The following is a 21,644-nucleotide window of genomic DNA, read 5'->3' as shown; positions in this document are numbered from 1 at the left end:
AACTATTCAGAACTTTACTGCCAACCTGGGTTTTGCGTAAGCTTGCCATTACTGTTATCAATTTCTTGTTGCGGTATCGGGAACAGGTAAAATTTACCCGCGGCTCCTTTAGTCACATTGGTTTTACCCACTTTGAGCAAACTGGCTTCCAATATACCGTTGCCGCTGGCATCCCGTTCCCGGATCAGATCGAACCAGCGTTGATACTCGAATACAAACTCCAGGCGACGCTCCAGATAAACTGCATCGCGGAACTGTGCTTGTGTCAAACCCGAAAGATCATCCAGTCCGGCACGTTTGCGCACCCTGTTTACAGAAGTATATGCCTTGGTAGTTGGACCATTCAGTTCATTTTCGGCTTCGGCATGGATCAGCAACACTTCCGAAAAGCGGATAATAGGCACATTAGCACCAGACTCAGCCTCATTGGCAACCACGTTGGGATCGTAATACTTATTAAAAAATGGTGTGGAATCACCCGGAATGCTGTTATCATTCAGCTTACCGTACCACAAATTGGTGCTGGGGCTCTGGAAACGGGTCACAAAGCTTACACGTTTTCTTTTGTCATTGGCGGGGTACAATTTATAAATACTGAAGAATTTATCTGTACCACCTGGTTTGGTAGCATCAGGCACCGAATAAAACACCACCTGATCGGCATAACTGCTTACCATACCGGGTATAGCATTCAGGATAGCCCGCGGCGCCTGGTTATTACCCTGCCCCTGTGAATTAGCTTTAAATTGGGCCGAGAAGATATGTTCTTTACCATTTTTAGAAGCCGGCAAAAAAACATCGGCATAATTGGTGAAAAGGTCATAGCCATAAGGACCATTGATCACAACTTCCGCTTGGGTTACCGCTTTGGCCCATTGACGCTCGGTTAAATAAACTTTGGCCAACAGCGCATTAGCTGCTCCTGCGGTTGCTCTGCCCAGATCGGCCCCAGTGTAGGCATTTGGCAGATCAACTGCTGCCGCCGTCAGATCAGTCTCTATTTGTTTATAAACTGTCGCGGCAGCTGTTCTGGGTATCTGCAGATCAGAGAGATTAATAGAAGTTTGATCATGCAGCACCAGCGGTACATCGCCATATAAACGCACCAGGTTAAAATAAAACAGTGCACGTAAAAATTTAGACTCGGCCACCAGTCTTTTATTCAGCGTGGCATCAAACTGGATATGCGGGATGGTATCAATAGCGATATTGGCTTTCTTGATGGCCGCGTAATGCTGCTGCCAAATCTGCAGGATCCGCAGACCTGATGAGGAATGCCCCAATACAGCTTGTGAACGCACATCTGCATTGGTAGCACCCGGACCCGGGCCTTCATCGTCGGCCATAAAGTTCATGCCTGTATTGAACAGCGTGTTGTATGGTGTTTGTATGGAGTTGGAGCCCGCGTTTAGCAGCGAGTAGGCGGCGGTCACCGCGGCCACCGCGTCGGCCTGCGTTTTATAGAACTGGTTTGCCGGAATAAATGATCGCGGATCTTCATTCAGCTTGGCGCAGGATGTGGCGCCAAAGGCAAGCAGTATAGCGAGATATTTAATGTTATGGAGTTTCATATTTGATCATATTATAAGGTGATACCTAACCCGGCAATAATGGATTTACTGTTGGGGTAAGCCCCGTTATCCACACCGGATGTGATAGCCGACTGTTCGTTACTGCTCACCTCCGGATCGTACCCGGTGTATTTAGTCCAGGTGATGAGGTTTTGCGCGGTAAGGAATATCCTGATCTTTTTAATAGGCGATTTGGATACTACCGATGTTGGGATGGTATAACCCAAACTCAGGCTTTTTAAACGCAAGTATGAGCCGTTTTCGATAAACCTATCAGAAATGGTTGGCGCCGGATCCTGGAAAGCGCTGTGCACATCGGTGTTAGTGTTGGTGGGTGTCCAGCGGTTCAATAAGGTAGTTGTGGCATTGGTATAACCCGTGCCCAGTTCCAGTACGTTGCGCTGCTGGTTGTATATCTTGTTGCCATATGAACCTTGCAGGAAGATGCTCAGATCCACACCTTTGTAAGAGAAGGTATTGGTTAAGCCACCGGTAAATTTAGGCTGTGCGTTGCCCAGGATCACCCTATCGGCAGATTGCGTGATCTTGCCATCGCCATTGATATCTACATAAGCCTGGCCACCCGGTGAAGTATTGGCCGCAGGAGTCAATGCCGGGCCGCCCGCCTTGATCAGTCCGTTGGTTTTGTACCCGATAAATGAACCGATAGGCTCCCCTACTTTCAAGATAGAAGGCAGAGATGAATCCGGGATAAATTGATTTACACCATTACCGCCCAAACTCAGCACCTTATTACGGTTCAACGCGAAAACCAGACTGGTGTTCCATACAAAGGAACCGGTAAGGTTATGCGTATTTAAGCTCAGCTCAAAACCTTTGTTTTGTACCGACCCTACGTTTTCATATTGCTGCGGATTGGTGATAGCGGTATTGGTAATAATGGTGAGCCCGCTGGTAGCCGGCAGCGGCAGATACAGCAGCAGGTTAGTTGTTTTTTTGTAATAGATATCGGCAGTAAGTGTGATCCTGTCTTTCAGCAAACCAAAGTCGAAGCCAAAATCATATTGGGTTGTTTTTTCCCAGGTAAGATTAGGATTGGCCAAACTGTTGGGCGCAAAACCGGCCACGGTGGTGTTACCAAAGTTATAACGGTAATAACCCAGCTGCGAGAACGACTGATACGCCGGGATATCGCTGTTACCGGTTTGCCCGGCACTCAGTCTGAATTTAAGCTGACTGATCTGCTCCACATTTTTCAGAAAATTTTCGCTGGAAGCATTCCAGGCGATAGCTGCCGAGGGGAACGATGCCCATTGGTGTCCCGGTGCGAATTTGGAAGAACCATCGGCACGTAAGGTCAGTGTTAACAGGTATTTACCATCAAACCCATAATTAACACGCCCCAGGTACGATTTTAACGCCCAGGTATTGGTTGACGATGATGGGGCGATAGCAAAACCACTGCCCGAAACAGAAGTGATACTGCCCGAACCCAGGTTGTTATACGTATCGTAATCGCTCACAAAGCCCGATGAACCAGTAATAGCGCCCTCGGCTTTAAATTTTTGCTGGGTAAAACCTGCCAGTACATTCAGGTTACTCCTGCCCAGTTTTTTGGTATATGTCAGCGTATTTTCATTCAGCCAGTTAAAGGAATTCAGCGTACCTACTTCGCCAATACCCGAATAGCCCTGACCTTCATAAACTGTGGATGGCAGATACCGGTTTTGCTTGTTGTCGATCAAATCCACCCCGGCTAAAACACGGGCAGTCAAATCCGGAGTGATTTTATAATCGCCCGAAATATTACCTAAAACCCTGCTCGTAGCGGTAGTGTTAATTTGATTATACAACGTATTGATAGGGTTACCATAGCTACCTTCAAATATATTTTTCATGAAAAACGAACCATCCGGGTTATATATTGGGGTGGTTGGCGTCATCAATAATATGGCTGGTACAACGCCTGCAGGTGCTACCTGCGCACTGATACGGCTGCCGGTGATATAGGATGATATTTTGAACCTGTCGTTATAATCGTGCTCCACATTTAAGCGACCAGCAAAGCGTTCAAAATTGGTATTTTGCAGTATACCATCCTGTTTCATGTAATTACCCGAAAAGGCAAGCCTGGTTCGGTCTGTCCCCGAAAGGATGGATAGATTATGATTTTGGGTATTCCCTTCCCGGAAAGCAGCCTTTTGCCAATCGGTGTTTACATTGTAGGGATTTAACTGGGCAGCAGTTTGTGGCGATTTGCCAGAGTTAACCAGCGCATCATTACGTAAAGCTCCCCACTGATCGGAATTCAGCAACGGAATGGTCTTGATTACACTTTGCCAGCCATAACTGCCATCATAATTGATAGATGATACACCCGATTTACCTTTTTTGGTGGTAATGATAATAACACCGTTAGCACCGCGTGTACCGTAAATAGCAGTAGCCGAGGCATCTTTTAGTACCTCAATATTTTCGATATCAGAAGTACTAAGCGAAGCCAGCGGATTGATTTTGGGACCATTGGTTACCCCTGCATCCGTCAGCGAGTTACTGTTGGATGTAGGGAAACCGTCAATAACATACAATGGTTCAGCCACTGCGTTAATCGAGTTCACACCCCTTATTTGTACGGTTACACCTGCACCCGGCTGACCGGTTGCCTGGGTTACCTGTATACCTGATATAGTACCCTGCAAAGCCCGATCTAATGACGGAATAGGCTGTTTCAGCGCCAGTTGCGGCACTGATGCTACCGAACCTGTGATATCCTTACGTTTTTGCGATCCATAACCAACAACCACTACCTGATTGAGCAGGCTTTGGGCGTCTTTCATCAATATCTCCACAGGACTGCCAGTGGCAATGTATGATTGTGTTTCGTAACCTATAAAGGTGATAATAAGCTTATATGGAAACTTCTGACCGGTAACAAAACTAAATTTCCCTTCTACATCTGTAGAAACTACGTGAGTTGTGCCTTCAATACGTACTACCGCGCCGGGCAATGGCTCTTTGGTGGAACCATCCAATACCCTGCCCACCAGTTTTGAATTGATAATAGGCTGTGTTTGCTGTGCAAAAACAAGAGCGGGAAGCAGTAAGGCTAATAGTGAACTAAATAAGAGTTTTTTCATATCGTCTGGTAGTTTAAGTTGGTGATTAAACTGGACGATAAAGCGGCTTTTAGTATAAGCCTGCCACCGGAGTACCGGTAGTAAAAACCTGCGGCTATGGCCGTGACCAGGTGAATAAGCCGGGGTTGGGGTAATAGAAAGCCCTGCCCAACTTTTGCAATATTTTGCATAAATTTGAATAGTTTAAAATGACACCATTGAAACAGGCTCAACGCCAATCGATCCCTGTTTCGTTGTTTTAATTCTGGAGGGGAAAAGCGATCGCTTTTCCCTTATTTATGTTTTGTTATTATTTTTTCATATGCCTTTGTTCTTTAATGTTTATCAATTCCCCTCTTGAGAGGGCAGCTGTCCTGCTGAGCTCCGTCGAAGCATGGTGGGCGGGCCTCTGCGCTCTACCCTTCGACGGAGCTCAGGGTGACACCCTCACTTATTTCTATTAATTCTTCACGCACCTAAAACCCAGGTGCTCCATCCCGCTGTCTTCGGTGGTTTTCATCCGCCGGGCTACCCTGAAGCCCGAGCAATAGCTATCGTTACATAAAAACGAGCCTCCTCTTACTACCCGTTTTATAGCATAAGGCTCATCCGGATCATATGATTTTGACGGACCTCTCGGGTTTTTAACACCTTCGGGTTTGTTGATGGTGCTGTAATATCGGTAATCATACAAGTCGGCACACCATTCCCAAACATTCCCGGCCATATCATATAAGCCGTAACCGTTAGGAGCGAATGAACTTACCGGCGCGGTATAATAAAACTTGTCGCGCTGGGTATTCCGGTATGGGAAATCGCCCTCCCATATATTGGCCTTGGGCTTACCTTCGGTCACTTTTTCATTTCCCCAGGGATAAATGTTATCATTCAGTCCTCCCCTGGCAGCATGTTCCCATTCGGCTTCGGTTGGTAAACGTTTACCAGCCCACTTACTATAGGCTACCGCATCATAATACGACACTTGCGTTACGGGGTAATTACCTTTCCCCTTGATATCGCTGTCCGGGCCATGTGGGTGTTTCCAGCTGGCTCCTTTTTTCCAGGTCCACCACTGGCTGTAATCGCTCAGTGATACCGGTTGTTTTGATGGCACAAATACCAACGAAGCGGCAACCAGCAAGCTATCTGCCGGTTTTTCGGTACCCGGGGGCAGCTGTTTTTTGAGCACATTCCAATCCGGTTTTTGCTCGGCAGTGGTTACATAGCCGGTTGCCTTTACAAATTTCTCAAATTGCGCGTTGGTCACTTCCGTACGATCCATCCAAAAGCCATCAACAGTAACTTGATGTTTCGGATATTCGTCCTTTTCGGCCTGTGCGTTATCTCCGCCCATCCTGAAAGTACCCGCCGGTATCCAAACCATACCGCTATGACTGGTATCCGGCCCGTTCATCACTGCTGCTCCCGCTAAAGGGGTTGGCTTAAACCGGCTGGGGATATTCGACTCACAACATATCGCCTTCTTTTTATTTGATGCAACACTGTCGGTTTTAGCAACAGCCTTTGCTTTTTCCTTTTGCTTGCAGGCCGAAAAAATTATCGAACCAGCAATCGCGATTATCAGTACCGGGGAAATTCTTTTAAGATTCATATTTTTTATAGAGTCAAGGTCTAAGAATCAAGAGTCAAGATGAGAAATTAACCTACAACAATTATTTTTGTCTTGATTCCTGATTCTTATATCTTGATTCTCTCTAAGCTTTTACCGGCTGTAAGTTATATGTTTCTTCAGAAATTTCCTGCTCCACATGTTCTTGTTTTTCCGGGCGATACAACTGATGTTCCTGCAAAGGCACATCTTCCCTCACCATTTGACCATCGGCAGCCAGTTCGCTTCCTGCTACTTTTGATTTAAAAATAGGCCATAAAAGCTGTGCATACCACTGGTCGCCTTCATAATGCGATATACCATAGGCTTTTGGATACTGACGCGAAATATGCGCCGTTCCGAATATCACATCCCATAAAAAAAACATGTTGCCAAAGTTTCCTTTATAATAGCCCACGCCATCATCGGTAGTAGCGGCATGATGGGCATGGTGTGTGGCCGGTGTAGATATGGTACGCTCCAATACCCAGGCCAGCGGATGCAGCACTTTGTACTGATAAAAAGGTTTGTCCCATGGAATACTGGAGTGCGCCAGCGTGGTAATAGTACCTTTGATACCTTTTACTACGATAGCAGGGATACCCAGGCCCAGGTAAACCAGCGCCGTAGTTAAATACGTTTGCGAAAAAAACAAGGTATAGATCACATTTTGCCTGCTGGCCATAGCCATACCCATGTACGATGCTGAGTGGTGGGTACGGTGAAAACGCCATAACCATGGCACTTCATGATGCAAACGGTGGTACCAGTACTGAGTCAGGTCATCGGCCACGGCAATGATGATAAAGCCCCAGAAAAAGGGCACCCAGTCAAAAGCGTTTTTAAAGCCCGGCAAGATGGATGGTAAAACTTTCAGTCCGTAATAGGCAATCACAGGTTTAACAATCAGTTTGGGGATGGTAAAGCAGGCAATATCTACCCAACGCTCGTTTTTAGTCCAGCGCTTTTTATACAGGCCAAACGAAAATTCGAGCACCCCGAGTACCAGCACCAGAACAGAAAACCCATATCCGTTAAGGTTATCAATTACTTTTTTTATCAGTTCAATCATGGTATTTGTGTTTAAGGATTTTCAGATTTAGTTTTTGTGTCAGGCTGTGCTGTTTTGTGTTCCTGCTTTTTCTTTTCCCATGGGCGCTGCCCGGTAAAGTAAAACGTGGCAAACATGAGCACCAATGGCAGTGCATAAAGCAGTAAGCTCAGCAAAGCATTTTTAATGATTCGTGTTTTTTTTGCTTCTTCCAGTTTCATGATGCGGTTGATTTAGTTGGTGCTGTGGATGCCGGCGCAGACTTATGATTATCAGACAGTAGTTTCTGCGTGAGCCATAAGCCGCCAAAAATGATCACAAAGGGAATCAGGGTGATGATCACCCCTACCAGTATCTTTTTTCCCAGCAAGGAAACGTCGTTAAGGGTCATAGTAAAATGTTTAAGGTAATTAATAACCAGTTAGGAGCCTTATACACCTTGCAGCGCATTAGACCGTATATACAATTGAATAAGAATATTTTGTAGAAATCAGATTATCACCGGCAGGTAACAATCACAGAGAAAGAGGATCCCTTGATGTCCGGATCAACAGCAACAACAAAAACGGGCGGAAAGAGCAGTTTGCATTTGATAAGCAGCAAAGCCGGGGTTGGTGGTTGGGTCGGGTTGCATTTTCTGGAGCTTTTAAAACTGTTTTACGTTGTATTTTTTTTATCTCTCCGGCAAATGTAATAATTGTTTTTATAATTACTACTAATTCTATAGAATTTATGTATAAAATATAAACTTTTATGAATTTCGTAGTGACTTCGGCTTAAAATAGAGGAAAACTAAGACTAGAGGTGTTTAAAATTGATGAAAATTGAGTATTTGTAAATGGATGTGAGAGGGGTTTAATTATTGAATTAGTGATTTAGTGAATTATCGATTGAAAACGCTTCTTTCCCTGTCAGCAGAACAGCTTCGGGTGAAACTCTGAACCATGATTAATGGATCCAAAGATTACCTTGATTGATTCCCATATAATCTAACGAGTTTGTCATCCTGAGGAACGCAGGATCTATTCACCAACATGCCTATCGTTTAATAGATACTTCACTTCGTTCAGCATGACAAAAATAGTGATAGCACTCTCTTTTTTGGCAGCATAAGCTTCGGCCAATTTTTGATTATTGAATTAATGATTTCCCTTCCCCGTCAGCAGAACAGCTTCGGGTGAAAGCGGGCAGAACGATGGTAGGCGGTGCGGTTGCAAGGGCATAGCAAGTTTTTGTTGAAGCGTAGGGAAATGTGCGAACGAAGTGGCGCAAAATAATTGCAGCCCTGGTTCTGTCCGGTTTGCAGGGCAAAGGCTCTGTGCGGCAAAGAAGCATTTCTGCTGACAGCCTTTTTGGTTACTTTTGTGGCGACAAAAGTGACTGGCCCTCCCGCGGCCAAGAGCGGGTATACGATTTGCATTATTCGCCCTGTATAAAGGGGATTGCCACGCTCCGCTCGCAATGACGCGTTTTTATTAGATGAGCGAATCAGGACTTTACGGTATCAACCCTACAATCGTATTAATAATCAAATTAAAAACACCACTTTTAAACTGATCAACAGCTACTTCGGCTAAGCCGGCCTGCTTCAGGGCTATCATTTTTATTTCATCGGCTTGCCCTAATACCAGATCACTAAAGTCATCTTTATTGATAGCACCGCTGGCTAACTCTTTAGTCCAGGTTTTCAGGTCGTCACTTAGTTCATTCAGGATAGCCTGTCCATCGGCCGTTGCCGCAGCAATGTATTGCTTTAAGGTACTTCCGGCCAGGTCTGCTATACCCTGTTTGAGCGTAGCCAATACGGTTTTAAAATTTATTGCCATGATTCAGTTTATTGGGTTACCTGTGCGGGTTTTATCTTTTTGCTTTCCAGTTCGGCTATCTGGTCAAAGGAGTTACTTATCTGTTTCTTTTTATCCACAATGTAAGCCGCGTTACATTTACCCTCTTTTTTCCATTTCACCAGGAAGCCGCCAAATAAATGTCCATCCGGATCGTTCAGGAGTGTCCACATTTGTGTAGTGATCTGGTTATTCGGGCGGTGCTTGTCGTACTCGATAGCCTTATCCAGATTAAGCTGAAGTGTCTTTACTTCACTTTCATGAGTTGTGTAATTTTCGGTAGCTTTATCCATCAAATCCAGAGCATCTACTTTTAAAGAAGTAGCCTGTGCATAAGCAGTTTGATCGAAGGTTGATATTGTCGGGCTACAGCTCAAAAGCAGGCAAAGCGGTAATAATAGCGCCAGGTAAAAGCGTGTGATCTTCATAGGTAGGTAATGTTTGAGTAAAAGTAAAAAGAGTTTTCGATATAATTTAGTAAAACGTATGAGTATTTCGCCCGATTCTGCAGCTGTATTTGGTTATCACCGGTATATGATTGCACTGCATGGCAATCGCGGTCCTGCGGCTTTAGGCTGGCGCGATACCGAGAGCCAGATCATCCGTTTTGATGCACTGGCCCATATGGCCGATCTGAATGGTCATTCCCTGCTGGATGCCGGTTGCGGACACGGCGATCTTCGCTCCTATCTGCATGAGTTATATCCCGATATAGTTTATTACGGTTTAGAACAGATACCCGAGCTGTTTGACGAAGCTTCACGCCGTTTTCAGGATTGGGAAGCCACCGCTTTTATCCGTGGCGATTTCATGACTGATGAAATGCCGGTTGCCGATTATGTAATGGCCAGCGGCTCGCTCAATTATTACAATGCCGATCCCGATTTTATATTCAAGGCCATTACCCGCCTGTATGAACATTGCAGGCGTGGCTTGGGCTTTAATCTGCTGAGCCATATTATCCCGAACGGTTTGTTAGCAGCCTATAATCCGGACGTGATCATGCAGCATTGCAGGCAGTTGAGCAAGCAGGTAGTTTTAAAAAATGATTACAGTACTGAGGATTTCACGGTGTTCATGTACCGATAGCAGACAAATCGCTTTTAAAGCTGAATGGCAATCAGGAGGCTCCTACGGAGCCAAGAAGTATGCCTGTTTATTTCTATAAACAGGTAACTCCGTTGGAGTTTTGACCCAAAGCCCTGATAGTTCCAGCGGAACTCCATGTTTATAGTATAAAAAGATAGTTTAATGGCTCCGTAGGTGCCTCCTATTTAAAAGTAATTTCCCTGGTAATCAGTACTTAAAATTTTGCACTTAAATGCGTATATTTGTATACACATCAGCCCGGTTTTTCTGATCAGAAGGAAAACCGGGCTGTTTTGTTAAAGCAGAAAAAGCCAAAATCGACTACTTTTCCACAGTTATTTGAATATCAATTACTTAATACTTTTTAAACTTTTCAAAACTCTCAAAAATTTGTTAAAAAGTGTTAAAATGGCGTTAAAGCTTAATTAAAGTGGCCAAAAAGCAAGCATTTCTACCCCGTTTTTGACTAAAAAAATGTTAAAATCTGAGGTTTAAAAAGTTTTCGGGAAGCAGGCATGATCTCAAATATGTTCTGCAATTTTTATTCGATCGTTAAACATGTTAATATTACATTTGACTTTGTTGGATAAAGTCAACAGCCTATAATCTTGAAAAAAATGAAACAAGGACTGCTCATTGATATGGACGGTGTTATATACAGCGGCGAAGAGCTGATATATGGCGCTGATAAATTTATTAACCACTTGCTTGAAAAAGGTATCCCCTTTGCCTTTATGACCAATAACAGCCAGCGAACCAGCCTGGAAGTGGTGCGAAAACTCAAAAGGTTAGGTATAACCGTGGAGGCTAAACACATCTATACCAGCGCTATGGCTACCGGCAAATTCCTGGGTGATCAAAGTCCAAACGGTACCGCCTACGTATTGGGCGAAGGTGGATTGCTCACCAGCTTGCACGAAAACGGCATTACCCTGGTTGATACCGACCCGGAGTTTGTGGTTTTAGGTGAGGGTCGCAATTTTACCCTGGAAATGGTTCAGCGCGCGGTAGATATGATATTGGCTGGTGCTAAATTCATCACCACCAACCGCGATCCATCGCCCAAAAAACCGGGATGGAATAACCTGGGCATAGCTGCCACCACCGCCATGATAGAGGAAGCCACTGGCCGTAAGGCCTTTGTGACAGGAAAACCAAGTCCGGTAATGATGCGCTCGGCCCGTAAGTTCCTGGGCCTGGAAACAGCCGAAACTACGGTAGTTGGCGATACGATGGAAACCGATATTCAAGGTGGTGTACAAATGGGTTACAAAACCATACTGGTGCTCTCCGGAATATCATCCAAAGATCAGCTGAGTCACTACGCCTTTAAACCCGACCTGATAGTGGGTTCGGTAGATAAGATCGAGTTTCCGTTGAAATGGTGGTAACCAAAAGGGGCTGCATCATCAATCAAATTGTCCCTTGGTGCTTTGTCATCTATGAATTGAAATTTAGCTGATGATATTTATACAAAAGTGGGTTTACACTTTTTTTAGAAAAAAATATGTAATTAATTAACTATCAGATACATAATATAATATTAACCCTAAAATGTGTAAACCCATGTAAACCCACTTTTATAACAAAATGGCTTGTTTAGGAATGGTGCTTAAATTCCGGTTAAATTATATTCTAAAATTTAAAGAGATATAAGGGTACCATCCTTCATTAGAATGTCCGGCAAGCAGTTGTACAATGGTTAATCCGGCTGGTGAAAAATATAAACCACCACCCACGCCCTGGTGCCAGGTATCTGAGTGTTCATCTTTTATCCAGACTCTGCCAGTATCATAAAACCCGGTTAATCCCAGCTCTCCAGGTAATATATAACTGGCTATCTTGGCTAGTTTTACCCGGCCCTGAAGGTTGTTAAACACCATTTGTTGCCCGGCAAACCGATTTTGAAGAAAACCCAATAAATTCCCTTGTCCCCCCAGAAATAAAGACTGGTAAAACGCGGGATCACCAACAGTTACGCCGCCACCAACACGATCAGACAGTACAATAGTACCCGCCGAATTTAGCTTTTGATAATAAGTAAACTCAGGCTTGATCTGCATAAATGACTTAGAATAGCTGTTAAGCCCGGTATAACCCTGAACCAACACATTAAAATAAAAACCACCCGATGGCAATATGTTATTATTCCGTCGATTGCTGATATAATTTAAAATCAGTCCGACATGCGCTTTATCTTTATTTAAAGTAGCACTATCATAAGAATTGATATGGGTAGTTGGCAGACTGATAAACTTTCCAACATTATCCGCAAGGTTCATGTGGTAAAATTGTAACGACGGGCCTGCACTAAATGTGCTTCCTTTACCCGTATGCCAGCGCAATGCTGGGTCAAGCTGATAAGTATTAAAGCGGGCACGATAAAAGCGGCGATATCCCGGAAATTTGGTAAGCTTGGTATCATTACCACGGCCAAAAAAGTTCATGGTATTATCTGGTGCCTGGACATAAGCCTGCATCGTAAAATCAGCTTTACCTATAGCCTGGATCCATTCACCGTTATATTTTATTCTGAATGCATCTGTAGCAAACGAATGAGTAATCATTACTTGTTGTATAGTGGAGTATGGTAACTTTCTAAAACCATCCACGCCTTTATATTTAAAACCTAGCCCTAACAGAAAACCATCATCGGCATTAATAGCTGCTGTTGCCAAAGGCATCCAAACATTATAAAGATTAGCTGGTACAAACCGGCTGTTTAGGGTATCTGTTGATAAGTGCTTACTCAGCCGGTTTACATTACCCGTGAAGCTGGTACTATCCTTCGGCCCATAAATTTTTACACTGCTGTTGGATTGTTTTACATCGAAAGTTTTATCATCAACACTATCAATAATTCGTAATTTAATGGGTGACGACGCATTATTGATCACAATATGATCATTACCTGCGCCGGTGTATAACCTTAGCTCTTGGGTTATATCTGGCTGATAGGTCATATCCCATACTGTATTCTTGGTCTCTCCTTTTTTATTCAGGCCTTCTACCGTTACCCGCATTCCTTTATTAGGTGCATCACTCACGGTAATCTGCTCATCTTTATCTGTGGTATGTAAATCAACTATCCTGTTTATAAAACGATAATACCCGGCCATGGCTGCTGGCATATTATCCCTGCGTTTTTTTAGTATGGATAATAGTTCCTGATGCCTGAAATCATACGTTTCTTTAGGTAACCTTTTTAACCCGGCTTCTAAAACCTGGTCTGTTTCGGCCTTAACAAAGTCATTAACAATCCGCATCCACTCATCATAGCTTACCTGCGCATCCGGAAATTGTTTCATGAACCTGGTTTTGAACAAAGAATATTTCACACTCGAAAGATCACCTTCAAAATTTCCCAATAAAGGATCAATCCAGGGTAATGCAGCTATGGATGGAAACAGCCCCTGGTTAACATGAAAAACCTGATCGCGATCGCGTGGTACAGCCACATAATGCCTTGCTTTATCTTCTTTGGTTACTGCCCAGCGCCATTGATCTTCGTGCCTGTCCCAATCGCCTATTAACAGGTCGAGCATACGTGCCCGCAAAAACGCCTCACCATCAACCCGGTTAGCATAACTTTTAGTTAGCTCACGTTGCATTTTAAAGGTGTTGTCAGATTCGCCAATGGGTTCCCGCTCTTCCAATAAACATACGGTATTGGTGAATATCTTGCTATACTGCCCCAGAGCCGGGTCATCTGCAACCACACCAATAACCGGGTTGGCATGAGGTACCCTGGCAGCTACAGCCAATGGAGGAACGATCAAAGCGGAATACGGGTGCTGTGCGCTAAATTCATCACTAACCCAATCAATAGCAAATGTACCCTGCAAACCTTCAGGCAGTAGCTTATCAGGCACTTTTTCAACGCTTCTTAGTACCCACTCTCTCCCGGTTTTATCTTCCAGTCGCAATGATTTGGATTGCATACCACCGCCTTGTTTTAAAGTTGTTAAGCCCCCATTAACTTGCGACAATCTGATCACCGGCAATTTAACGGCTATGGCCCACTCTTTACGGAAGTTTGTTCCAAACAACCAGCGGTGTATACCTGTAACATCATTATAAGAAGGATGAATTTTAACAATTGTGCTATCCGGAAATTTTTGCCAGGCAGATGGCGCTATTTCCTGAGCCCGTAAGGGTATCACAAATGCCAAACAAACAAGTAGAGAAGGTATCTTTTTTATCATAGGTTAATTTTGTACCGAATATAATTTAAAGAAAATAAATTATTGCTACATAAACATATCGGGGAAGGCATATTTATGAATAATATCTAACACGAATTTAGCTTAAATTAACCTTAATTAAAAATTACAAACAGGAAAAGCGACACTGATCAAAAGCCAAAAATATGCTAGAGATTTCATGGGTAAGTAACTCTTATTTTGCTCAAAAAACTAACAATCACCGTTAACCGATAACGATTTCAGGAACAAGTGCAGACTGGCGTCAAAAGATAGAAAGTTGGCGGAGGGCATTTCTATAATATTCCTATTTCTTTACCTCCACTTTTATTTCTCTATCAGAGATGAACGGAACCGTAGGGTAACCATCGTATTCTCCGGTTTCTTTTTCGTTTTTATAGGAAGATTTTTTGCCTTTTACGTCGATAATCCCGTTATCATAAACAGTTATAAACGCCCAGATAGGATCAATTGTGGATGCAAAATCATAACCATCCTTTAAATGAGCAAACTGGTAGGATATGCTATTGATTTGCAGGTAGTTTATATTGTTATAAACATTAAGATAATCTTCATGATGATGCCCGCTCAGAACCAGTTGCACCTTCTGAAAGCCTGCTTTTTTGTTTGCCCGTTCAAATAATATGCGTATTTGATTGCCTTCTTTTAAACCATCAAGATCGTTATCAATACCTTGGTGGCAAAATACAATGACAGGTAAATTAGTACTATCCAGATCCTGTTTAAGCCAGTTACGCTGCTCTTTTAAAATAGAATTGGGGTATCCTTTCAACTTATTTTCAGGTGCCCTTTCGTTACCGTTTAATACCACAAAATGATAATTGTTATAATCGAACGAATAATACTTCCCTTTTGCATTCCAAAACTCAATAACTTGATCGTGGGTAAAGCCTCCATCGGTATCATGATTACCTATAACATGATATTTGGGGCCTTTAAACTGATTCCAAATATCCATGATAGGCTGATTGGCTGGTTTAGGAACACAGAAATCACCCATTTGTATGATAAAATCGGGCTTAAGCCTGTTCATTTCAGTAATGAATGACTGCACCCGCGAAGGGCCATCATTAATAAGGTCTTGGTGAAGATCTGTACATATCCCCATCCTAAACAGCACTTTTCCATTTTTCTCCATTCTTCGGCTTTCAATGCTGTTTGCATTTACTGATAAGGTATCAGCCACTGCTACACCAATGCTTCCTATAATTGATCTGATCAAAAAGCTTCTTCTTTTCATACTGTTCAGTCTAACTTAACAAATGATTTTATATTATAGCCGTTTATTATCTAAAAAGATAAAATCAGCGATTCAATTGTTTAGCTAAAATAAACTTCCTATATAAAAATCACATTAAGTATTTATAAAAACTGTGTATGATGTTACATAAAAAAAGCCCTGTAAGTTGAATGACTTACAGGGCTTCAAATAATGATCTTTCTATCAGAGAAAGATTATTGTGTTTTTTTGATATACTGTTTGTTACCACTTGGAGACAAAGTATACTTACCTCCTCTTGGACCTAAGTAAATAGTTCTGCCTTTATCATCTTTACCGATGGCTTTATCTTCAGATTTATTTGCGGCCTCTGTAACGGCTTTTGTTGCTCTTGTTTTTTTAGCAGCTACAGCTGTAGTTGCATCATCCTTGGCATCCTTTGCTTTAGTAGCAGCAGTAGCAGCTTTATCATCAGCTTTGGCTTTAGCATCTTTTGCTGTTGCAACGGTTTTGTCTGCTTTGTCCTCAGCTTTAGCCTTGGTATCTTTTACTTTAGCAGCGGCTTTATCGGCTTTGGCATCAGCACTTGCTTTAGCATCTTTTGCTTTGGCAGCGGCTTTATCAGCTTTAGCATCGGCTTTTGTCTTAGCATCTTTTGCTTTATCGGCTGCCTGTTCGGTCTTATCTGCAGCTTTCTTTTTAACTTTTTTTACAGCGTCAGTAGTTGATTGGGCAAATGTATTGGAACTTACCAATAGTACTGAGCAGGATAATAATAAAACAAGTAATTTTTTCATGTTGAATAATTTTGGGTGTGACAAACTAATATAAAATTGGTTTAAAAATTTGATGAATTTGACTTGACAAGGCATCATTGGTTTAAAACAAACCACTAAGTTTATCTTTCAACCCGCCAAAAATATCTTCAACTGATGAAGAACCTCCCTGAACAAATGATTCAATTTTATCCCCTAACCCCATAGGCAATTTATCTTTTAGATGGGATATTACGGTTTCGATAGCCCCCTTTGCCTGGTCTACCGAAATTCCGGTTTTTTCTGATACTTCCTGAATGAGTTCTTGCATAATTAATAGATTTTAGTTCGATACTGTTTATAATTGATTATTTAAATTTAAAAAAAATAAATGAAGAATTAGCTGTTCCTACTTATTATTTCAAAAATCAAAACTCCAATTGCCATCTTAATAAAATCATCATATCATCTTAATATTAAATTTCAATTACCTGTAAACCATAGTCAAATTATATTAGCAGACGTTAGCTAAATAGACATCAACAGCCAATATAATTAACTTATTTTTATTACAATATTAGTTTTACCCTTTATGTAAACTATTTCATTTATACGAAAAATTGTATATTCGTATAAATCAAAAAATCTAAAACCATGGGAAAATTTGCAACTAAAATCGGTAAAGACGGTCAGCATTATTTTAACCTTTTAGCTACTAATGGTCAGGTTATTCTTTCAAGCGAAGGGTATACAACAACTGCAGCTATGCATAATGGTATCGAATCTGTAAAGAAGAATGCTCCTGATGATAAGCATTTTGAAAGAGCAGACTCCAAAAATGGAAAGTTCTATTTTAATTTGAAAGCATCTAACGGACAAGTGATCGGTAAGAGCCAAATGTACGAAAGCGTGGCCAGCCGTGATAATGGTATTGAATCTGTTAAAAAAAATGCGCCCGAAGCCCCTACGGTTGCTGAATAAGTAGCTTATTGTTTAAATACTAATCGATATTCAAACAGCAGAATGCCCTGGATTTATTTCCCGGGGCATTTTGTTATTTAGGCCTCTTCTATAAACTCACTTGGGGTTTTCCCGTATTGTTTTTTAAACTCTTTACTAAAATACTTACGATCGCTGAAACCAACCATATAGGCTATTTCATTGATGGTATATCGTTTACTTTGCAAAAGTATAGTGGCATTATTCATCTTGATAGATTTAATAAAGTCATTAACAGACATACCTGTAAGCGCATTCATCTTTTTATACAATATCGGCTGACTCATAGCCACTGCCTTTGCCAATTCAGGCACTCCAAATTCTAAATTATCAATATCCGCCTCTATTATTCTAATCACTTTGCTCAAGAACTCGTTATCAATAGAATCAACCAGCTTTTTTATTTTTTGCTGATTATCCGCATTGGAAACAATCTTAACCTCATCGCTTTCCTGAGTGGCTTTAAGCTTGCGGTTAAAGCTTTGCCGTATCCTTTCGCTGGCCGTCAAAACATTATTTACCTGCAACAACAATATTTCGATACTAAATGGCTTTGATAAATAAACATCCGCTCCCATTTTTAGTCCCTCGGCATGGCTTGAGTCGGAAGCCCTGGCAGTTAAAAGAATAACCGGGATATGATTTGTTCTTTCATCCAATTTCAGTTTATTACACAAAGTAAATCCATCCATTTCGGGCATCATTACATCACTGATAATGATATCCGGTATATGTTCTTTTGCCAATTCCCATCCCTTTAATCCGTTATCGCCTGTTATCACCTCGTAATGATCCTGTAAAAAACCACTTATAAATGCACGAACGTCTGGATTATCCTCTACCAACAAAACAAGGTATTTTTTATTTTCCGTAGTTTTACCGGTGATTACAGAACTAATTATTGCTACATCGGGACTTAGTAAAGATTTAGTTAATCCCGAAGATTCCTCTATACGCTTACGGATCAGATCTTCGGCGCTAAAATGATCTGCTCCTTTACGTAAAGTAACTGCAAAAACTGTATTGTTACCTTCCGGCGATATCTTACTCTCTACCGTAATAGTACCCCCATGTAATTCAACTATGCTTTTAGCCAGTGCCAAACCTATACCGTAACCCGTGTTTTGCTTTCCGTGGTCATTCTCCTGAAAATAGTTCTCAAATAAATTATCCAGATTTTCTGGTGCTATCCCTTTGCCATTATCGTTTACAATTACGGTAACTTCATCCTTCTTTTCTTCTATAAAAACGCCAATGCGCCCGCCATAATTGGTAAACTTAAACGCGTTATAAATTAAGTTGTAAAACACTTTTTCCAACTGTTCTTTGTCAAAATAAATCCTGATATCATCAGAAGAAGAAATCAAATCTGTAGTGATATTGCCTGATACAGAATTATCATCAAACGAGGCCAGTATTTCCTGCAGGATATTTACCATGTTATATTCTGATACATGGAGTTTTAAGTTTCCGCTTTCGGCTTTGCGAAAATCCATCAGTTCGTTTACCAGTTGAAGCAGGCTATCCGAATTTTTCTTTACAATCTGCAATTGTTTGGTGTTTTCGGAATCTCCCTTGCCAAACAATACCAATTTTTCCAAAGGCCCTAATATTAAAGAAAGGTGTGTACGGATCTCGTGCGATATGTTGGTAAAGAAATTCAGCTTTAACTGGGTGAGTTCCTTATCCCTTCGCAGCAAGGATCGGAGTATAAAAAAGCGGGCTATCAAAAACACCAAACCACCTACAAATAACACGTATAAACAATAGGCCCAAATAGTTTCCCAAAACGGAGGTAACACCTGTATATGCAAAACAGCAGCCTGCCCCCATACCCCATCATTGTTAGCCCCCTTTGCCAAAAACGTATAACTCCCTGAAGAAAGATTGGTATAAGGAGCCGACGGGATATCGGTATGTACCCAATCATTATCAAAGCCCTCGAGTTTATAGGCATATTTGTTCTTCTCAGATTTGATATAGTTTAGTACAGCAAAATCAACAGTAAACACATTTTGCGAATGTGTAAAAGTTATTTTGGGTGTTATGCTGATATCTTTTTTTAATAGTCCATCCGGCTGATTGATCCCCACAGGTTGGTTAAATAGTTTCAGAGCGGTAATGACAACGGGAGGAGCGATATTATTATCCTCTATTTTAGATGGATAAAAACTGCTTAAGCCATTATACCCTCCAAAGAGCATTTCGCCATCAAAGGTTTTATAGCAGGAATTGATATTGAATGTATTCCCACCTAACCCATCGCTTTTATTATAATTTTTAAAGGTTTGGGAAGCGATATTAAACTTTGATAAACCATTGCCAGTACCCATCCAAAGGTTATGGTTTGCGTCCTCTAATATACTTTGTACGTTATTGTTAGCCAGGCCTTCTTTCTCCGAATAAGTGGTAAATCTCTGCCAGCCACTATTGTATCCGGCCAGGCCACCATAATATGATCCAACCCATATCTTCCCTTGTGTATCCTGATAAATGCAGTTGATATCGTTTGATTTTAAACCATCATGGATAGTAAACAGCCTTAAACCACTATGGGCCTGATCAAGCAAATACAATCCATTAGCAGTGGCTATCCATATATTCTTTTCTTTATCTTCCAGCAAGGTTTTGACAGACCGTTTGCCAATTTTATTAATAACCGGGTTGTCCACCGCTTCTAATACGTTATTATTTCGACGGAAAACAAGCAGGCCATTTTGGGTTCCAATCCAGAAATTATTCCGGGAATCTTCTAAAATGGCTAGTACTTCTGAGCCCAATGTTACCGGATCATTTTCTTTATAAAGATATCTCCTGAAATTATGGGTACCAGGATTAAACAGGTTTAAGCCACCGCCATGCGTTCCTGCCCAAACGTTCCCGCCTTTATCAATATAGACCACCTTAACCAGATCAGATCCAAGTGATGCGGGATCGCTCACTTTATTTTGATAAGTGGTTACCACATCAGCCTTACGGTCAAAATAATTTAACCCTCCTCCTTCGGTTCCAATCCACAAATTGTGCTTACTATCTTCCCATACAGCGCTCACTACATTATTATTGATATTGGAATGGTACCGTGTTGTTTGAAAAGTTAAAAACGTGGCATTATGCCCCGACACCATATTGATCCCACCCCAATAAGTGCCGATCCATACGGTATTGGTATTATCGATAAACACACTGTAGATAGAATTCTGGCTCAAACTGCTTTTATCCTCCGGATCGTGCTTATAGGATGCAAACTGTTTGGTTACTGGATCAAGAATACTTAAACCTCCCTGGGTACCAATCCATATTTTACCAGAGCTGGATGTTTGCAGTATCCGGATATTATTATTTACAGGGCCATTTGCACCGTTATTACTTAAAAACCGCGCACAGGTGTTTGTACCTTTATCATAAAGGTTAACACCACCATGCAGGGTACCTATCCATAATTTATGTTGTGGATCTTCGGTGATGGTAGTCACATAATTATCACTCAAACTATTGGAAACACCTTCCTTATGCCTGTACATTTGATACCGGTATCCGATACCCTGCTTTTGCATTTTGGTAAGCCCCGCCGACGAACCTATCCAGTAAATGCCCTCATGATCCTGGTATATGGTATGTACATTAGTTCCGTACAAACCGGCAACAGAATCTGGAACGGCAACAGAACTGAATTTACCCGATGTACCACCCGGTAATAGATGTAAGCCGTTTGACGACCATACCCAAATATTTTTTTGACGGTCTTCATACACCGAACTAATGATTTGATTACCCTTCCCGGAGGATAATGGCCCTAGCGAAACCCGGTCAAAGCTATCCGTTTCGGGATTGTATTTATTTAGTCCGTTACGGGTGCCTATCCAGAGCCCCTTGTGCGCATCAAGCAGCAGGCAGGTAATATAATCAGATGAAAGACTCGATCTATCCACCGGGTCATTTTTATATATCTTAAAGCTCCGGGTGTTATACTTATTGAGCCCGTGCTGTGTGCCATACCACATGAACCCCCGCCCATCCTGAACTATGGCCAGCACCGAATTTTGCGACAGCCCATTATCCACCGTCAAATTTTCAAACGCAATACGCTGACTATAAGCAGCCGAATAACAGCCTATGGTGAATAGGAATATGGTAATAGCTAATTTCATTTGATCGACCGGTCAAATAAAACTAACAAAATTCCTGCTACATTAATAGTTTTTCT

General features: G+C 41.9%; 17 protein-coding genes. 3 read left to right on the top strand and 14 right to left on the bottom strand.

All coding sequences use genetic code 11. From position 1 onward, the window contains the following. Positions 1-14: 14 nt before the first annotated feature. From G7092_RS00180 to G7092_RS00140, 9 genes are all read right to left on the bottom strand, one after another. Positions 15-1,571 (bottom strand): RagB/SusD family nutrient uptake outer membrane protein, encoded by a 1,557-nt coding sequence (locus tag G7092_RS00180; RefSeq protein ID WP_166084993.1) that lies wholly within the window; start codon positions 1,569-1,571, stop codon positions 15-17. An 11-nt stretch (positions 1,572-1,582) separates the two neighbouring features. Then, positions 1,583-4,669 carry a SusC/RagA family TonB-linked outer membrane protein gene (locus tag G7092_RS00175; RefSeq protein ID WP_166084991.1) on the bottom strand — a complete coding sequence of 1,029 codons (3,087 nt, stop codon included), beginning with the start codon at positions 4,667-4,669 and terminating at the stop codon, positions 1,583-1,585. Next, on the bottom strand, positions 4,666-4,839 hold the full coding sequence (locus tag G7092_RS00170; RefSeq protein ID WP_166084988.1) for a hypothetical protein: 174 nt from the start codon (positions 4,837-4,839) through the stop codon (positions 4,666-4,668). The genes G7092_RS00175 and G7092_RS00170 overlap by 4 nt, the downstream gene beginning before the upstream one ends. 269 nt (positions 4,840-5,108) lie before the next feature. Then, the gene (locus G7092_RS00165; protein WP_166084986.1) at positions 5,109-6,260 is read right to left on the bottom strand and encodes a formylglycine-generating enzyme family protein; all 1,152 of its coding nucleotides are present in this window, start codon (positions 6,258-6,260) and stop codon (positions 5,109-5,111) included. Positions 6,261-6,363: 103 nt separating this feature from the next. After that, positions 6,364-7,329, bottom strand: coding sequence for a sterol desaturase family protein (locus G7092_RS00160; protein WP_166084985.1), 966 nt, complete (start codon positions 7,327-7,329; stop codon positions 6,364-6,366). Positions 7,330-7,340: 11 nt separating this feature from the next. Beyond that, entirely contained in the window at positions 7,341-7,529 is a 189-nt protein-coding gene (locus G7092_RS00155) for a hypothetical protein (protein ID WP_166084983.1), read from the bottom strand. Then, positions 7,526-7,699, bottom strand: a complete 174-nt coding sequence (locus G7092_RS00150) for a hypothetical protein (protein WP_166084981.1) — start codon at positions 7,697-7,699, stop codon at positions 7,526-7,528. The genes G7092_RS00155 and G7092_RS00150 overlap by 4 nt, the downstream gene beginning before the upstream one ends. Positions 7,700-8,804: 1,105 nt before the next feature. Continuing rightward, the gene (locus G7092_RS00145; RefSeq protein ID WP_166084979.1) at positions 8,805-9,134 is read right to left on the bottom strand and encodes a hypothetical protein; all 330 of its coding nucleotides are present in this window, start codon (positions 9,132-9,134) and stop codon (positions 8,805-8,807) included. An 8-nt stretch (positions 9,135-9,142) separates the two neighbouring features. Then, the gene (locus G7092_RS00140) at positions 9,143-9,580 is read right to left on the bottom strand and encodes a hypothetical protein (RefSeq protein ID WP_166084975.1); all 438 of its coding nucleotides are present in this window, start codon (positions 9,578-9,580) and stop codon (positions 9,143-9,145) included. A gap of 58 nt (positions 9,581-9,638) precedes the next feature. Between G7092_RS00140 and G7092_RS00135 the strand changes: the two genes are divergently transcribed. After that, entirely contained in the window at positions 9,639-10,241 is a 603-nt protein-coding gene (locus G7092_RS00135; protein WP_166084973.1) for a methyltransferase, read from the top strand. A gap of 617 nt (positions 10,242-10,858) precedes the next feature. Further along, the gene (locus G7092_RS00130; RefSeq protein ID WP_166084971.1) at positions 10,859-11,632 is read left to right on the top strand and encodes an HAD-IIA family hydrolase; all 774 of its coding nucleotides are present in this window, start codon (positions 10,859-10,861) and stop codon (positions 11,630-11,632) included. 237 nt (positions 11,633-11,869) lie between these two features. Here G7092_RS00130 and G7092_RS00125 read toward each other — a convergent pair whose 3' ends face one another. From G7092_RS00125 to G7092_RS00110, 4 genes are all read right to left on the bottom strand, one after another. Continuing rightward, the gene (locus G7092_RS00125) at positions 11,870-14,446 is read right to left on the bottom strand and encodes a BamA/TamA family outer membrane protein (RefSeq protein ID WP_166084969.1); all 2,577 of its coding nucleotides are present in this window, start codon (positions 14,444-14,446) and stop codon (positions 11,870-11,872) included. A 304-nt stretch (positions 14,447-14,750) separates the two neighbouring features. Further along, entirely contained in the window at positions 14,751-15,704 is a 954-nt protein-coding gene (locus tag G7092_RS00120) for a metallophosphoesterase family protein (RefSeq protein ID WP_166084966.1), read from the bottom strand. Positions 15,705-15,919: 215 nt separating this feature from the next. Next, the gene (locus tag G7092_RS00115; protein WP_166084963.1) at positions 15,920-16,480 is read right to left on the bottom strand and encodes a hypothetical protein; all 561 of its coding nucleotides are present in this window, start codon (positions 16,478-16,480) and stop codon (positions 15,920-15,922) included. 82 nt (positions 16,481-16,562) lie between these two features. Beyond that, a complete protein-coding gene (locus tag G7092_RS00110) occupies positions 16,563-16,769 on the bottom strand; it encodes an HU family DNA-binding protein (protein ID WP_166084961.1) in 207 nt (68 codons plus the stop codon). A 323-nt stretch (positions 16,770-17,092) separates the two neighbouring features. On the opposite strand from G7092_RS00110, the gene G7092_RS00105 reads away from it, so the two are divergent. Continuing rightward, positions 17,093-17,419 carry a YegP family protein gene (locus G7092_RS00105; protein WP_166084959.1) on the top strand — a complete coding sequence of 109 codons (327 nt, stop codon included), beginning with the start codon at positions 17,093-17,095 and terminating at the stop codon, positions 17,417-17,419. 77 nt (positions 17,420-17,496) lie between these two features. Here G7092_RS00105 and G7092_RS00100 read toward each other — a convergent pair whose 3' ends face one another. After that, a complete protein-coding gene (locus tag G7092_RS00100) occupies positions 17,497-21,588 on the bottom strand; it encodes a hybrid sensor histidine kinase/response regulator transcription factor (protein ID WP_166084956.1) in 4,092 nt (1,363 codons plus the stop codon). Positions 21,589-21,644: the final 56 nt, after the last annotated feature.

Source organism: Mucilaginibacter inviolabilis (assembly GCF_011089895.1).
Lineage (GTDB): Bacteria > Bacteroidota > Bacteroidia > Sphingobacteriales > Sphingobacteriaceae > Mucilaginibacter > Mucilaginibacter inviolabilis.
The sequence above is the reverse complement of the archived record's forward strand: the minus strand, read 5'-3'. Positions and strand labels throughout refer to the sequence as shown.

Coding starts and splice junctions, on each gene's coding strand:
- G7092_RS00150 (WP_166084981.1), bottom strand. CDS start 7,699: ATGACCCTTAACGACGTTTCCTTGCTGGGAAAAAAGATACTGGTAGGG.
- G7092_RS00125 (WP_166084969.1), bottom strand. CDS start 14,446: ATGATAAAAAAGATACCTTCTCTACTTGTTTGTTTGGCATTTGTGATA.
- G7092_RS00120 (WP_166084966.1), bottom strand. CDS start 15,704: ATGAAAAGAAGAAGCTTTTTGATCAGATCAATTATAGGAAGCATTGGT.
- G7092_RS00170 (WP_166084988.1), bottom strand. CDS start 4,839: ATGCAAAATATTGCAAAAGTTGGGCAGGGCTTTCTATTACCCCAACCC.
- G7092_RS00135 (WP_166084973.1), top strand. CDS start 9,639: ATGAGTATTTCGCCCGATTCTGCAGCTGTATTTGGTTATCACCGGTAT.
- G7092_RS00155 (WP_166084983.1), bottom strand. CDS start 7,529: ATGAAACTGGAAGAAGCAAAAAAAACACGAATCATTAAAAATGCTTTG.
- G7092_RS00180 (WP_166084993.1), bottom strand. CDS start 1,571: ATGAAACTCCATAACATTAAATATCTCGCTATACTGCTTGCCTTTGGC.
- G7092_RS00105 (WP_166084959.1), top strand. CDS start 17,093: ATGGGAAAATTTGCAACTAAAATCGGTAAAGACGGTCAGCATTATTTT.
- G7092_RS00160 (WP_166084985.1), bottom strand. CDS start 7,329: ATGATTGAACTGATAAAAAAAGTAATTGATAACCTTAACGGATATGGG.
- G7092_RS00130 (WP_166084971.1), top strand. CDS start 10,859: ATGAAACAAGGACTGCTCATTGATATGGACGGTGTTATATACAGCGGC.
- G7092_RS00110 (WP_166084961.1), bottom strand. CDS start 16,769: ATGCAAGAACTCATTCAGGAAGTATCAGAAAAAACCGGAATTTCGGTA.
- G7092_RS00145 (WP_166084979.1), bottom strand. CDS start 9,134: ATGGCAATAAATTTTAAAACCGTATTGGCTACGCTCAAACAGGGTATA.
- G7092_RS00175 (WP_166084991.1), bottom strand. CDS start 4,669: ATGAAAAAACTCTTATTTAGTTCACTATTAGCCTTACTGCTTCCCGCT.
- G7092_RS00140 (WP_166084975.1), bottom strand. CDS start 9,580: ATGAAGATCACACGCTTTTACCTGGCGCTATTATTACCGCTTTGCCTG.
- G7092_RS00165 (WP_166084986.1), bottom strand. CDS start 6,260: ATGAATCTTAAAAGAATTTCCCCGGTACTGATAATCGCGATTGCTGGT.
- G7092_RS00115 (WP_166084963.1), bottom strand. CDS start 16,480: ATGAAAAAATTACTTGTTTTATTATTATCCTGCTCAGTACTATTGGTA.
- G7092_RS00100 (WP_166084956.1), bottom strand. CDS start 21,588: ATGAAATTAGCTATTACCATATTCCTATTCACCATAGGCTGTTATTCG.